The following is a 13,531-nucleotide window of genomic DNA, read 5'->3' as shown; positions in this document are numbered from 1 at the left end:
GTGCGGCCGCGACTTGCGCGAAGTCCGCGGGGAGGCGAGGGCAAGTGGAGACGACTCGGGTAAATGCGGTGTTCGAAGGCGGAGGAGTAAGGGGAATATCGCTGACGGGGGCGGTCCGCGCGGCGGAAAAGCACGGCATCGTGTTCAATCGGGTCGCGGGCACGTCGTCGGGAAGCATCGTCGCCGCGCTGCTGGCGGCCGGGTATACGGCCGACGAGATGAAGGCCGCGATCGAGCGGACGCCGCCGGCCTCCCTGCTGAGGAAGAGCGCTTTTCCGGCGGTGCGCCTCTTCCTGCGCAAAGGGCTCTATTCCGGCAAGCGGCTGGAGAAATGGGTCGCGGAGCTGCTCGCATCCAAAGGGGTTCGCACTTTCGGCGACTTGCCGGACGGGAAGCTGCGAATTATCGCTTCGGATATTACGAACGGAAGACTGCTCGTCCTTCCCGGAGACGTCTCCCAGTACGGAATCGCGCCGGAACGCTTCTCCGTCGCCAGGGCCGTGCGGATGAGCACGAGCATTCCTTATTTTTTCGATCCGGTCGTTCTGCGCCAACCGTTCAAGGAACGCAAAAAGCAAGCGGTGCGTTCGAGATTTTCCTATGTCGTTGACGGCGGCTTGCTGAGCAACTTTCCGTTATGGCTGTTTCAGCAAGACGGTTCGTCCGATCCGGCGACGTCCGTGATCGGCTTTCAGATGGTAGGACGTTCCGACGCGCAGCCCCGTCGAATCAACGGGCCGGTATCGATGTTCCAGGCGATGTTCGAGACGATGCTCAGCGCGCACGACGAAAGGTATATCGAGAAAAACAAGGAGATTCGCACGATCAAAATTCCGACTTTGGGCGTCAGCGGGACGCAGTTTCATCTGACTCCGGAGAAGAGCGAGGCTTTGTACCGTTCGGGGCTGGAGGCGGGGGAGAAGTTTTTTCAAAGCTGGGACCGCAAAGCCGGGGTGCTCAAGGTGAACATCTCCAAACCGAGGTGAGGAACGCGGGGGAAGATCGCCAGGTGGCGGAAGCAGGCAAAGCGAAGGGGCAGTTCCCCGGCCAAACCCATGGCCGACGGAACTGCCCCTTGCTTCAGTGATACCGGGGCGGCTCGTCGTCCCGGTCCTTCCGCCCTTCGATGACGGTGAAAGGAGAAGCGCGTCTTCGTTCCGTCTTCGAGGAAGCGCCGCGGAAATCCGGACGCGGCTTCTTGACGGGAGGGCGGCTCCGCTGCTTCGGCTTTCTCCATCTGTCCGGCGGAAATTTGTACAGCAGAAACACGATCGCTGCCAGTCCGAGCGGAATCGCCCACGAATCGACGGAGCCCTGCATCATCCTCGTAATCACGCCGATCGCCATAAACGCCAGCACGACGGCAAACCAGGGCTGGATTCGGTTTCTCATGCGCATCCTCCTCCGGATACATCAATGATCTTGGCATGCCGGGAACAACTTTAAGCCTGCTTGGCAAGCGCCACGCGCGGAGTCGAGCTCTCGTTGTCGAGCTCTCTCATCCGGTTAAAAGACGCGATGGAGACCGCCACTTGGTCGTCGCTGGGTTCCTTGGTCGTCAGTAGCTGCAGCCACAGGCCCGGAGCTCCGAGCCATTTCAATACCGGGATGTCCCGAAGCGCGTTCGTCCATCTCAGCACCTCGTAGGAGACGCCCAGCACGACCGGAAGCAGCAGGATGCGCTGCATAATGCGCTCGGCCATCGAGTCCCAGGTGAAGAAAGAATAGATGATGACGCCGACAATTACGGTGAAAATAATAAAGCTGCTGCCGCATCTGTAGTGAAGCCGGCTGAATTTCTGCACTTTCTCGACCGTAAGCTCAGATCCCGCTTCGTATGCGCTGATGACTTTGTGCTCCGCGCCGTGATACTGAAACAGCCTCTTGATCATCGGCGTCTGCGAGATGAACCACAAGTATACAAGCAAGAGGATGATTTTGATGACGCCTTCAAGCAGGTTGTGCATTATTTTATTCTCGAAGGCTTGGCTAAAGATCAGCCCTTCGACGAAAGCCGGCACCAAAGTGAAAATCAGCTTGCCTACGACGAAAGATAGTATACCCACGACGGCAACTCCTAAAATCATCGTCAGGTTCCAGCGATCCTTCTCTTTCTCCTGCTCCTTCTGTTTAACCGCTTCTTCCGGACCCGCTTCGTCTTCGGCGTACGCTTCGGCCGAGTAGGTCAGATGCTGGGAGCCTTTGGCCGCGGATTCGACGATGCCTACAATGCCGCGGACGAACGGAATCTTCTTGATCTTGTTAAGAACCGGAGTCGGCTTCTTGGGCACTTCCAGGAAGGTGATTTGCTGATCTTTGCGGCGAACCGCGGTCACGTGAACGTGCTTGCCGGCGAACATGACGCCTTCTATGACGGCCTGTCCTCCATAGATCGAGGGAGATGGTTTTGACATGACGGGTCACCTGCTTTACGGATAAATCTGGGGGCGGCCGAACCTGAGCCCCGAGTAATTCTATTTTACAGGATCGGGGGATAGAAAGCCACTGGCAATGGGGGAGACGGCCCGCGCCAGGAGTAGCCCAAAGCGGATGAGGCCATACTAACCGCGAATTGCCAACCTTGCCGTGGAAGGATGAAAGCGCATGACGTCCGCACCTAAATACGAAAATCGTCGGAAGACCGGAGAGAGCGAGCCGGCTCCGACCCGACCGATCTTGTTCAGTCTGAAAATCGGCTTTTTCGCCGGCTTCATCTGGGGGCTGCTCCGCTGGCTGGCGACCGGACTCAATTTTACGAGCGTGACGCAAGCGTTTCTGCTCGATCCGTTCGTCCCTCGGGCCTGGCTCGGAGGCTTCTATTGGCAGCTGGGAGGATTGGGCGCGTTCATCGCGATGTCGATGCTGGCGGCGCTCGTCTACGTTGCGCTGCTCGGCAAGCTGGCAGGTCCTTGGCCGGGACTAGGGTTCGGCGCCGCCTGGTGGGCGCTCGTGTACGCATGGGCCGGACCTTACATTGGAGCGCTTCCGCCGCTTAACCGGATCGGTTGGGACAGCATCATCACGGATTTCTGCCTGTTCCTGCTTTGGGGGCTGTTCATCGGCTACAGCATCGCGTTCGAGCTCCATGACGAAGCGAGCCGGGAACCGACCCGCAAAGCCGCGGAAGGCTCCCCGCAGCCTTCCTCGTAAACGGCGAGAGCGCAAAAAGCTTAATTCCACCGTTTTCCTGAAAGCCGCCGGTGTGTTACAATGTCTGATGTACTTGGCCCGGTCGGCCAGGCCGACCGACGACGGCTACGGAGCGGGAGGAACAGGACAATGGCAAGCATACTGGTACTGAACGGCCCGAACTTGAACATGCTCGGCATTCGCGAGCCGGGCGTCTACGGCGCCGTAACGCTGGCGGAGATCGAGGCGCGTCTAAGGAAGCTCTCCGTTTCTTTGGGGGCCGAACTGAGCTTTTTCCAATCGAATCACGAAGGGGCTTTGCTGGACGAAATCCATGCCGCCTACGGCAAGCGCGACGGTATTCTGATTAATCCGGGCGCGCTGACCCACACGAGCTATGCTCTGAGGGACGGGCTCTCGTCCGTCGGGCTTCCCGTCGTCGAGGTTCATCTCTCCAACATTCATAAGCGCGAAGCTTTCCGCCATACTTCGCTGACGGCGGCGGTCGCGGTCGGACAGATCGCGGGATTCGGAGCGGACAGCTACGAGCTGGGGCTCATGGCGCTGTGCCGGCACATAGAGGGAGGAAGAACGAATGCCTAATCTTAGGGTTGCCCGTTTGCGAGAAGCGATCGCCGGAACGGAAGGCCATGCGCTTCTTGTCACGAATCGTCTTAACGTGCGCTATTTGACCGGTTTTACCGGAACGTCCGGAGCAGCGCTGATCTCGGCGGACAAGGCTATGTTCGTGACCGATTTCCGCTATACCGAACAGGCCGCTGAGCAGGCGCGGGGCTTCGACATCTTGAAGCACGGCGCAGACATGAACGCGACGATCGCGGGACTGCTGAAGGAGTGGGGCGCGGAGAAGCTGCTGATCGAAGAGCAGGACGTCACCTATGCGGCCTATCGGAAAATGGAAGAGGCATTCCGCCCGGCGGAGCTGCTGCGGTCCGAAGGCATTGTTGAGAAGCTGAGGATGACGAAGGACGAGGACGAGCTGGCGATTTTGCAGGAAGCGGCCGACTTGGCGGATCGGACCTTCGATCACATTCTGGCGTTTCTGAAGCCCGGCGCGACCGAACGGTCGATCGCTCTGGAGATCGAGTTCTTCATGCGTTCGCAGGGCGCGACGAGCTCGTCTTTCGACACGATTGTCGCTTCCGGCGAACGTTCGGCGTTGCCGCACGGAGTCGCCAGTAACAAGACGATCGGCGCCGGCGAATTCGTCACGCTTGATTTCGGCGCCTATTACAAAGGCTACTGCTCGGATATTACGCGTACGGTTGTCGTTGGCAAAGCGAGCGACAAACACAAGGAAATCTACGCGATCGTGCAGGAAGCGCAGCAATACGCCCTCGATCATCTGCGTCCGGGGATGACCGGAAAAGAAGGCGACGCCTTGACGAGAGATATCATCACACGGTATGGTTATGGGGAATATTTCGGTCACGGTACGGGACACGGAATCGGTTTGGAGATTCACGAATCGCCGCGGCTGTCGCTTACCGGCGATGTTGTGCTGACCCCCGGCATGGTCGTGACGGTCGAGCCGGGCATCTACCTCCCCGGCTTCGGCGGGGTTCGGATCGAGGACGACGTCGTGATGACAGAAGGCGGTATCCGCATTCTGACAAGCTCGCCCAAGCGGCTGATCGAGTTGGACTAATCAAGAGCAATGTCTCTACAGGAGGAGTATCGAAGTGATTTCTGTCAACGATTTTAAAACAGGCTTGACTATCGAAGTGGACGGCGCTCTGTGCACCGTTCTGGACTTCCAACATGTTAAACCGGGCAAAGGCGCCGCATTCGTACGCTCTAAGCTCAAAAACCTGCGCAACGGCAACGTGGTGGAGAAGACGTTCCGCGCAGGCGAGAACGTCGTTCGCGCCCACGTCGAAAACCGTGCGGTGCAGTACCTGTACAACTCGGGCGCCGAATACACGTTCATGGACAACGAGACATTCGACCAGTTCGAGCTGACCAAGGCGCAGCTGGAATGGGAAATCAATTTCCTGACGGAAAACATGACCGTCAACATCTCCAGCTACCAAGGCGAGATGATCGGCATTACGATTCCGAACAGCGTCGATCTCAAAGTCGTGGAAACCGAGCCGGGAATCAAAGGCAACACCGCTACGGGCGCGACGAAGAACGCGAAGTTGGAAACCGGCTTTAACGTTCAAGTTCCGCTGTTCATTAACGAAGGCGACGTGCTGACGATCGATACGCGCGAAGGCAGATACGTATCGCGCGCTTAAGCTTCTCGACTTTCCGAATCCTCGATTCCGCCTGACGGCGGGTCGGGGATTTTTGCGCTTACCAGAAAGTATAAAATCACGCCTTTTTGCCGGTATCCCGTCCAGTCAGGTTGTCTGTATCACATTTTCGAATATGTACGTAGTGCCGTTTCCCTTCCTTTGCCGGTATCCCGTCGACTCAGCTTACCTGCGCCACTTTCCGAATATGTTCATAGTGTCTTTTCCACCCTTTTGCCGGTATCCCGTCCAATCAGGTTGGTCGTACGCATTCTGCGAGATCGGCTATGATCTATCCTTCATTTGTCTGTATCCCGCTAGCTCAGTACCTTTGAAAAAAGCGGGATCTAGAGTGTGAGGGACTTGCTTCGGTCCATTTGAAAAGGAGCGGATCATTCAAGTTTAAGGAGTATTGCCGTGAGGCACGAGTCAGTCTGCCAGACCAGGAACGGTCGCTAGACTTCGTGAGTTCAGGATAGGTGATTGTGGAAGAATGGAATCAATCCGCAAGCAACTGGACGTGACTACCAACTGACTCAAAGGGATAGCGGCAAAAGGGATGAAAAAGCGATGGGCTAGGCGCGGCCTGAAACTGAACGGAGGGGATAGCGGCAAAAGGGATGAAAAGCGATAGGCTAGGCGCGGCGTGAAACTGAACGGAGGGGATAGCGGCAAAAGGGATGAAAAAGCGATGGGCTAGGCGCGGCGTGAAACTGAACGGAGGGGATAGCGGCAAAAGGGATGAAAAGCGATGGGCTAGGCGCGGCGTGAAACTGAACGGAGGGGATAGCGGCAAAAGACGCAGAGAATGGAAGGGGAGAGATAGAACAGACTGATCGAACGGGATAGCGATAAAAGGAAGGAATGAACGCCAGGTGTGATGCTGGGGAGGACTGACGGAAGGGGATAATCTGCATCGTACCCGACAAGACGCCTTCGCCGTCCTACGGGTGCTGAAGGCGTTTTTGCTTGGAATTCGGAGAGGCAGCCTCTTCAAAATGTCGACATTATTTTTGTTCTTTTTGGGCCAATGGACTTATGCTATAATATAATGCTGTATGCAGTGTTCTTTTATTAGCTTGGAAAGTTGACTGGGGGAGTGGCTACCGGTGTCATTGACAGTGATGAAATTCGGCGGAAGTTCCGTAGGCACGACTGAGCGGATGGGCCGGGTGGCGCAGCGAATCGTGGAGAAGAAGCTGCAGGGCGACCGGGTCGTCGTCGTCGTGTCGGCGATGGGAGATACAACGGATGATTTGATCGACAAGGCGAGAGAGATTAACGGCAACCCGCCTGCTCGCGAGATGGATATGCTGCTGACGACGGGCGAACAAATCTCCGTCGCTTTGCTGTCCATGGCGATCCATAAACTCGGGCATGGCGCTAAATCTTACACGGGGTGGCAGGCCGGTATCGTTACGGAAGCGACGCACGGCAAGGCGAAGATCAGCGACATTTCGCCGGAGCGGATTTTCGCTTCACTCGACGAAGGGAACGTCGTTATCGTCGCCGGGTTCCAAGGAATGACCGAGGGCGGAGAGATTACGACGCTCGGCCGCGGCGGCTCGGATACGACGGCGGTCGCGTTGGCCGCGGCGCTGAAAGCCGACGTGTGCGAAATCTACACGGATGTCGACGGCATCTATTCCACCGATCCGCGCGTCGTCAAATGCGCGAGGAAGCTGGACGAAATTTCGTACGACGAAATGCTGGAGCTGGCGCATCTGGGGGCCGCGGTGCTTCATCCGCGCGCGGTCGAATACGCGAAGCATTACAACGTAAACCTGGTCGTACGCTCGAGCTTTACGAATAACGCAGGCACGCTCGTGAGGGAGGAAGCGCAAATGGAGCAAGGAATCGTCGTAAGAGGAATCGCAGCGGATAAAAACGTGGCCCGCATCAGCGTGCTGGGCGTCGAGGACGTGCCGGGCGTATTGGCCAAAATGTTCGGAGCGCTGGCGGAGCAAGGCATTGACGTAGACATCATCGTGCAAAGCGGCGTGCAGGACGGCAAGGCGGACTTCTCGTTCACAGTATCGCTGGCCGACCGTTCGAAAGCGCTGGACGTTCTCGCCGGCATTAAGACGGAAGTGCCTTACCGCGAAGCGACGTTCGAGGAAGGTCTCGTGAAAGTGTCGATCGTGGGAGCGGGAATGGTGTCGAATCCGGGAGTCGCCGCACAAATGTTCGAGGCGATCTCCAGCGTTGGCGTCAGCATCAAAATGGTGAGCACGTCGGAGATCAAAGTTTCCTGCGTCATCGCCGCCGAGCCGGTACAGGAAGTCATTCGCGCGCTTCACACCGCGTACGGATTGGATACGGCGGACACCGCGTTCGTCGGCGGTCCCTCCGAGCGGCGCTAAGGATAGGACTGTTTCATAAGTCAGAGCAGAGGGACTGAGCTGTAAGCCAGACCATTTAAAGGATCGAAAAAGAAATAGGGGTATGTATCTCCTGGAGAGCGAAAGCGCCTGCCTCATACGGTCATGAAATTACCCTAGTACGGGTTAATCGATTCCTGATTTCATGATCGTATCAGCAGGGGAAGGAGATACATCCCCCGTTTTTGTTCATCGATCAATCCAATTTTTATGGTTCAGTCCCTTTATTTTCCCGCGAGCAACTGGACCAGCTTGATGATGACGGCGGTAATGCCGGCGGCCATGAGCGGACCGACGGGGATGCCGCGAAACAGCACGACGCCGACGATCGAACCGATGACGATGCCGACGATCAGCTGCGGGTCCGCTTTGAGCGTCTCGAGACCTCTGCTGTTCAGGAAAGCGCCGATCGCCCCGCCGATCAGGGCGACCCAGCCGATCCAGCCGGAGAAAGCGTCCATAATATCTTTGGGCTGAACGCGGCCGGAAGCGAATGGGACAAGCACGGCCAGCGTCAGGAAGAGCAGGCCGAGCTCGATTCCCCTCCTCTCGATGGCGGGCAGGTAGCGGTCGAGATGGGCGAGCTTAACGATCAGCAGAATGCACGCGGCGGTCGTGATGATCGACGACCTGCCGATCAGCCCGATGACGATGAGCGCGACCAGTACCAAATCTCCATATAACATCCGCGTCACGCTCCCGTTCAACTCCAGATGGTACACGATATGGAACAAGCCTCGCGTTTAGAACGCGAGGCTTGTTCCCGTTGCCGCGGCCCGATGCCGTCAGATCATGTAATCGAAGTAAGGAGTCCGCTGCAGCTCGAACGTATCCGAGCGAAGGCCCCGGCGCATCGCTTCAAGCGCGAGCACGTCCTGGAACGGGATGTTGCCGAGGTTGACGCGCGCTCCGATCGCTTTCAGCAGGGAGACCTGCTGCTCTTTAAGAGGAGCTTCCCAGAGAATGCGGTCCTGGTTCGGCAGGGCGCTGCGGATATAGGAAAGATCCTCCTCCCGGCATGCCCCCTTCTCGTCGAACAACCCGACGTCGATGCCGGACTCTCTCGCCTCCACCGTCACCATGTCCGCTCCGCAGGCAAGGTCGCGTTCGGCGGTGGCGGCAAAGTCGGCGAAGTCGATGCGGGAACCGGGACGTTTTTTTCCGTATTCCGTGAACACTTGCAGGCCGAGACATTTCGCCTCCTTGATCAGTTCGTCGCGAAGGTCGCGATCGAGATGGATCGTTCCGTCCGACACCTCGATTCCCGTAAACCGCATCGCCAGCACCTGACGAAAGAAGCCTGGGACGACGTCCAGCTTCACCGCAGCTTCCAACAGCGTGCCTCCCGGGATGACGGCGATTCCGCGTTCGGCGGCGAGGTCGACTTTCTTCCGAAGGATGGACGGCGGATAGAGAGGGGACGTGCCGAAGCCGATTTTGACGATATCGATATAATCCCCGGACAAGCTTAGCAGATCCTCGAAGGCGCTCTGGCCCAAGCCTTTGTCCAACACCATCGTGCGGCCCGTCAGGCGGGGCTTGGAAGCTCTTCGCCCGCTAGGGTCGGACAACAAATCGGGCCACTCCGATTGCAGGGTCGTATTCCGCATGCTCAACTCTCCTCATTCGCAGCAAAGGTGGGTAATACCCGACCAATATATGCGTTAGCCCATAAGATGGTGCTCTTCTCTTATTCTCCGACTCTTCCGAAATGAATCCCGCGCGCAAATTAAGAGACAAGTTAACGGTTTGTTCGGCATAAGGATAGTAACGCGAAGACGACTCGGCAATCGATAAGGAGGAATGTTCTGTGGACAAGGCGGCATTCAGCATGGCGATGCTGCGGGTATTATCCGGCAGCATCGAATTGATCGCCGCGATCGTCATGCTTCGGCTCAACGACGTTCAGAAGGCTCTGGCCGTCAATTCGATGCTCGCCCTGGTCGGCCCGCTCGTTCTGATTTCCACGACGACGATCGGATTGGTAGGCTTGGCGGACAAGCTTTCCCCTGCCAAGTTCGTCTGGATTCTCGCAGGGGTCGGCTGTCTGCTGATAGGAATATTAAGAAAATGAGACTTTCCCCGCCAGTCGGCCAAGCAGGCATAATCGCGCCGTCCAAGCATACATATGAACAAGCATGATCCACTACCGGCGGAGAGGGGGAGTCAGCTTGCCGCAACCGATCATGGAGCTGTTTCCGACTTCCTTGCGCTCGGTTCTCGAGCGAATGCCCGAGGCGGCCAAGGAGTCGCTGGAAGAGATTCGCATTCGCGAGAATCGCCCGATGGAGATCGGCTACGGAAGCCGTTATGCGTTCGTGCGCGAGGACGGCTCTCTGACGGAGAGCAGCCCGGAAGCCTATCGACCGGGCCGCGACCAGTGCCGCGCGCTGCTCGAGCGCATTACGAACCATTCCATCTACGCGGCGGAAGAAGAGCTTCGCAGGGGATACGTCACGGTAGCGGGAGGCCACCGCATCGGGTTGGCCGGCCGCGCCGTGCTGGATGGGGGAGCCGTCTCCCACTTGAAGGATATCGCGGGGTTCAACGTCCGGATCGCCAGGGCACGGGCCGGATTCGGCGGCCACGTGCTGCCCGGATTGCTGGACGTTCAGGCCAGAACGATCCGGCATACGCTGATCGTCTCCCCGCCTCAGCAGGGCAAGACGACGTTGATCCGGGACCTGGCCCGCTGCATCAGCTACGGAACCTGGCACCACCCCGCTGCGAGGGGATGGGGCAGCCGCAAAGTCGGCATCGTGGACGAGCGTTCGGAGATCGCCGCCAGCGAGCGCGGGGTGCCGACGTTCGATCTGGGGCCGCGCTGCGACGTGCTGGACGCCTGCCCGAAGGCGGAGGGCATGATGATGATGCTTCGCTCGATGTCGCCGGAGGTGCTCGTCGTGGACGAGATCGGCAGGCCGGAGGACGCGGAGGCGATTCGCGAAGCGATCCACGCGGGCGTGCGCGTGCTCGCGACCGCGCACGCCGCCGACATGGCCGACGTGCTGGCCAGGCCGGCGCTCGGCAGGCTGGCCGCGGAAGGAGCGTTCGGCGCCTACGTGTTCTTGAGTAAATCGGGGGGGAGCGTGGCGCACCGGATCGTCGCCGCGGAAGAGGCGCAGCGGGAGGTCGCGGTCGGCCGTCCGGGAGCGGCGATGGCGAGGGACGCTCCCGGATTGTCGGCCGGAGCGGTTCGTCCGGAAGCGGAAGCCGCGTCGTCGGGCGCGGTCGCCCGGGTGACGGTCAAATCCCGTCCGATGCCGGTGATCCGTTCGCCTAGCGGCGGCCTAAGGGAGGGAAGCGGAGATGCTTAAGTTCGTCGGAGTTCTGCTCGTTCTGTTCGCGGGAACGATGATCGGACTCGTGCAATCGGCCCGCTACGCCGCCAGGCCGCGGCAAATTCGCGAGCTGCTTCACGCCTTGCAGCGTCTGGAGACGGAGATCGGCTACGGCCGAACCCCGCTGCCGGAAGCGCTGGACAGAATCGCGGCCGCGATTCCGAAGCCTTTGTCGGCGATGTTCGCCAGAATCGCCGCTTCTCTCGCCGGAGACGAAGCGCGATCGGGGGAGACGGTGCGGGACTGCTGGGAGAAGGCGATCCGCGAGTTCTGGCCGGCGACGGCCATGAAGCAGTCGGAGAAGGAAGCGGTGCTCAGGCTCGGGGAGTCGCTCGGTGGAAGCGGCCGGGAGGACCAGCTCAAGCATCTGAAGCTCGCGTTCCACCAGCTTCAGGCGGAGGAGGGGGCCGCTCGCGAGGAGCAGCGAAAATACGAGAAGCTGAGCCGCAGCCTGGGCATGCTCGGGGCGGCGCTGGTCGTCATTCTGATGTTATAGGCGGGACGGGCGATTGCGGCTTGGAGCATTTGGTTGTCGTTGGACAATTAGGAGGCCATAGCGATGAACATCGATATCAGCACCATTTTCCAAATCGCCGGCATCGGCATTATCGTGGCGATGATCCACACGGTGTTGAAGCAGATGGGCAAGGAAGATATGGCGCACTGGGTAACGCTGATCGGGTTCGTGGTCGTGCTGTTCATGGTCGTACGCATGCTCAATGACTTGTTCCAGGAAATCAAGACCATTTTCCTGTTCCAGTAGGTGGGTTGGATGGACATACTTCAGATCGTCGGAATCGGGTTTCTCGCGACCGTGCTTATTCTCGTCATCCGGGAACAGAAGCCGATGTTCGCCTATCTGCTCGCCGCCTTCGTGGGGGTCGGAATTTTCCTCGCGTTCGTGGGCAAGATCGGCGACGTCATCTCCGTGCTGGAGGAGCTTGCGGACCGGTCCGGCATTCCTTCGGTCTATCTGAAGACGATGCTGAAAATCATCGGAATCGCCTACATCGCGGAGTTCGGCGCGCAGATCGTCCGGGACGCGGGGCTGGAAAGCATAGCGACGAAAATCGAGTTTGCCGGAAAAATGCTCATTCTCGTCATGGCGGTGCCCATCATCAGCGTCATCGTCGAAACGGTGCTGAACCTGCTGCCGGCTTGACGGGCGCGGAGACGGGAGGAACGGGATGAGTCGCACGGGAAAAGCATTCAATCTGTCGCTGCTGGCGCTGCTCGCCTTCCTGTTCGCGGGAGCTTCGGCCGCGCTGGCGAATCCGGCCGGCTCGGGAGGAGGCCAGCCTTCGCTCGAGGAACAGGGAAAGCTGTCCGAGGACTTGGCCCGGCGGCAAAGCGAAGAGCTCGAGCTGGGACGCATCCAGCAGTATTGGAACGGCTTGAAGTCGGAATACGGCGGGTACTTCCCCGAGGGCAAGCTGCCTGAACTGCGCCAGCTGATGTTTCCCCAAGGGGAGAGTTGGAACATCGGGCAGGTGCTGTCCGGTTTGGCGAAGTTTTTCCTGCACGAGGTGCTGTACAGCGGCAAGCTGCTCATGACGATCGTGCTGCTGACCGTCTTCACGATGCTGTTGGAGACGATGCAAAACGCTTTCGAGCGGGGAGCGGTCAGCAAAGTTGCTTACGGCATCGCTTACCTGGTCGTCATCATCCTTGCCGTGAACAGCTTTCGCACGGCGACCGCCTACGCGGCGGAAGCGATCGGGAATATGGTGCAGTTCATGCTGGCGATGGTGCCGCTGCTGCTGACGCTGCTGGCGGGAACGGGAGGCGTGACGTCGGTCGCGGTGCTTCATCCGCTTATCGTGTTCATGATCCATACGATCGGGACGCTGGTGCATCTGGTTGTGTTCCCGCTGCTGTTCTTCTCCGCGGTATTGCATCTCGTCAGCGCCATTACCGAGAGGTACAAGGCGACGCAGCTGGCCAACCTGCTGCGCAACGTAGGCGTAGGGCTGCTCGGCATTCTGCTCACGGTTTTCCTCGGCGTGCTGTCGGTGCAGGGGGCGACGGGAGCGGTCGCGGACGGCGTGGCGCTCAGGACGGCGAAGTTCGTGACCGGCAACTTCGTGCCGGTCGTCGGCAAGATGTTCTCCGACGCGACCGATACCGTCATGTCGGCAAGCCTGCTCGTCAAAAACGCGGTCGGGCTGGCGGGGGTGATCGTCCTGATCTTCCTGTGCGCCTTTCCGGCCTTGAAAATATTAACGCTCGCGCTCATCTACAACTTGGCGGGAGCGGTCATGCAGCCGCTGGGAGACACGCCAATCGTGCACTGCCTGCAGACGATCGGCAAGACGCTGATCTACGTCTTCGCCGCCCTCGCTTCGGTCGGACTGATGTTTTTCCTGGCGGTGACGATCATTCTGACGGCGGGCAACGCCGCCCTTATGATCCGATGAACGGG

Annotated in this window: 16 protein-coding genes; 12 read left to right on the top strand and 4 right to left on the bottom strand. The window is 59.0% G+C overall.

Annotation, left to right across the window (positions count from 1 at the left end):
* Window positions 1-44 precede the first annotated feature (44 nt).
* Window positions 45-986: a patatin-like phospholipase family protein gene (locus ACESLM_RS02600; RefSeq protein ID WP_372629727.1), complete on the top strand. Its 942-nt coding sequence runs from the start codon at window positions 45-47 to the stop codon at window positions 984-986.
* Window positions 987-1,080: 94 nt separating this feature from the next.
* On the opposite strand, the gene ACESLM_RS02595 is transcribed toward ACESLM_RS02600, so the two are convergent.
* Together ACESLM_RS02595 and ACESLM_RS02590 are read right to left on the bottom strand one after the other, a co-directional pair.
* Window positions 1,081-1,392, bottom strand: a complete 312-nt coding sequence (locus ACESLM_RS02595) for a hypothetical protein (RefSeq protein WP_372629725.1) — start codon at window positions 1,390-1,392, stop codon at window positions 1,081-1,083.
* Window positions 1,393-1,442: 50 nt separating this feature from the next.
* Window positions 1,443-2,414 (bottom strand): DUF1385 domain-containing protein, encoded by a 972-nt coding sequence (locus ACESLM_RS02590; RefSeq protein WP_372629723.1) that lies wholly within the window; start codon window positions 2,412-2,414, stop codon window positions 1,443-1,445.
* A gap of 190 nt (window positions 2,415-2,604) precedes the next feature.
* Here ACESLM_RS02590 and ACESLM_RS02585 point away from each other — a divergent pair, with 190 nt between their 5' ends.
* From ACESLM_RS02585 to ACESLM_RS02565, 5 genes are all read left to right on the top strand, one after another.
* A complete protein-coding gene (locus ACESLM_RS02585; protein WP_372629721.1) occupies window positions 2,605-3,150 on the top strand; it encodes a YqhR family membrane protein in 546 nt (181 codons plus the stop codon).
* A 129-nt stretch (window positions 3,151-3,279) separates the two neighbouring features.
* Window positions 3,280-3,732, top strand: coding sequence for a type II 3-dehydroquinate dehydratase (aroQ, locus tag ACESLM_RS02580; RefSeq protein WP_372629719.1), 453 nt, complete (start codon window positions 3,280-3,282; stop codon window positions 3,730-3,732).
* Complete coding sequence (locus ACESLM_RS02575; RefSeq protein ID WP_372629717.1) at window positions 3,725-4,798, top strand: M24 family metallopeptidase; 1,074 nt, start codon at window positions 3,725-3,727, stop codon at window positions 4,796-4,798. The genes aroQ and ACESLM_RS02575 overlap by 8 nt, the downstream gene beginning before the upstream one ends.
* 34 nt (window positions 4,799-4,832) lie before the next feature.
* Window positions 4,833-5,390: an elongation factor P gene (efp, locus tag ACESLM_RS02570; protein WP_094051012.1), complete on the top strand. Its 558-nt coding sequence runs from the start codon at window positions 4,833-4,835 to the stop codon at window positions 5,388-5,390.
* A gap of 1,106 nt (window positions 5,391-6,496) precedes the next feature.
* Window positions 6,497-7,750 carry an aspartate kinase gene (locus tag ACESLM_RS02565; RefSeq protein ID WP_372629715.1) on the top strand — a complete coding sequence of 418 codons (1,254 nt, stop codon included), beginning with the start codon at window positions 6,497-6,499 and terminating at the stop codon, window positions 7,748-7,750.
* A 242-nt stretch (window positions 7,751-7,992) separates the two neighbouring features.
* Here the strand turns inward: ACESLM_RS02565 and ACESLM_RS02560 are convergent, their stop codons facing one another.
* Together ACESLM_RS02560 and comA are read right to left on the bottom strand one after the other, a co-directional pair.
* Window positions 7,993-8,454: a DUF441 domain-containing protein gene (locus tag ACESLM_RS02560; protein ID WP_372629713.1), complete on the bottom strand. Its 462-nt coding sequence runs from the start codon at window positions 8,452-8,454 to the stop codon at window positions 7,993-7,995.
* Window positions 8,455-8,553: 99 nt separating this feature from the next.
* The gene (comA, locus tag ACESLM_RS02555; RefSeq protein WP_372629711.1) at window positions 8,554-9,378 is read right to left on the bottom strand and encodes a phosphosulfolactate synthase; all 825 of its coding nucleotides are present in this window, start codon (window positions 9,376-9,378) and stop codon (window positions 8,554-8,556) included.
* 200 nt (window positions 9,379-9,578) lie between these two features.
* Here comA and ACESLM_RS02550 point away from each other — a divergent pair, with 200 nt between their 5' ends.
* The 6 genes from ACESLM_RS02550 to spoIIIAE all read left to right on the top strand — a co-directional run bounded on the left by ACESLM_RS02550 (window position 9,579) and on the right by spoIIIAE (window position 13,526).
* Window positions 9,579-9,842, top strand: a complete 264-nt coding sequence (locus tag ACESLM_RS02550) for a YqhV family protein (protein WP_372629709.1) — start codon at window positions 9,579-9,581, stop codon at window positions 9,840-9,842.
* Between the two features lie 97 nt (window positions 9,843-9,939).
* Window positions 9,940-11,085, top strand: a complete 1,146-nt coding sequence (gene spoIIIAA / locus ACESLM_RS02545; RefSeq protein ID WP_372629707.1) for a stage III sporulation protein AA — start codon at window positions 9,940-9,942, stop codon at window positions 11,083-11,085.
* A complete protein-coding gene (spoIIIAB, locus tag ACESLM_RS02540) occupies window positions 11,078-11,605 on the top strand; it encodes a stage III sporulation protein SpoIIIAB (RefSeq protein ID WP_372629705.1) in 528 nt (175 codons plus the stop codon). Before spoIIIAA ends, spoIIIAB begins: the two co-directional genes overlap by 8 nt.
* 63 nt (window positions 11,606-11,668) lie before the next feature.
* On the top strand, window positions 11,669-11,872 hold the full coding sequence (gene spoIIIAC, locus ACESLM_RS02535) for a stage III sporulation protein AC (RefSeq protein WP_094050916.1): 204 nt from the start codon (window positions 11,669-11,671) through the stop codon (window positions 11,870-11,872).
* A 9-nt stretch (window positions 11,873-11,881) separates the two neighbouring features.
* Window positions 11,882-12,271, top strand: coding sequence for a stage III sporulation protein AD (spoIIIAD, locus tag ACESLM_RS02530; protein ID WP_094050917.1), 390 nt, complete (start codon window positions 11,882-11,884; stop codon window positions 12,269-12,271).
* Between the two features lie 25 nt (window positions 12,272-12,296).
* Window positions 12,297-13,526: a stage III sporulation protein AE gene (spoIIIAE, locus tag ACESLM_RS02525; RefSeq protein WP_372629702.1), complete on the top strand. Its 1,230-nt coding sequence runs from the start codon at window positions 12,297-12,299 to the stop codon at window positions 13,524-13,526.
* The last annotated feature ends 5 nt before the right edge of the window (window positions 13,527-13,531 follow it).

Source organism: Cohnella sp., assembly GCF_041641335.1.
Taxonomy (GTDB): domain Bacteria; phylum Bacillota; class Bacilli; order Paenibacillales; family Paenibacillaceae; genus Cohnella.
The sequence above is the reverse complement of the archived record's forward strand: the minus strand, read 5'-3'. Positions and strand labels throughout refer to the sequence as shown.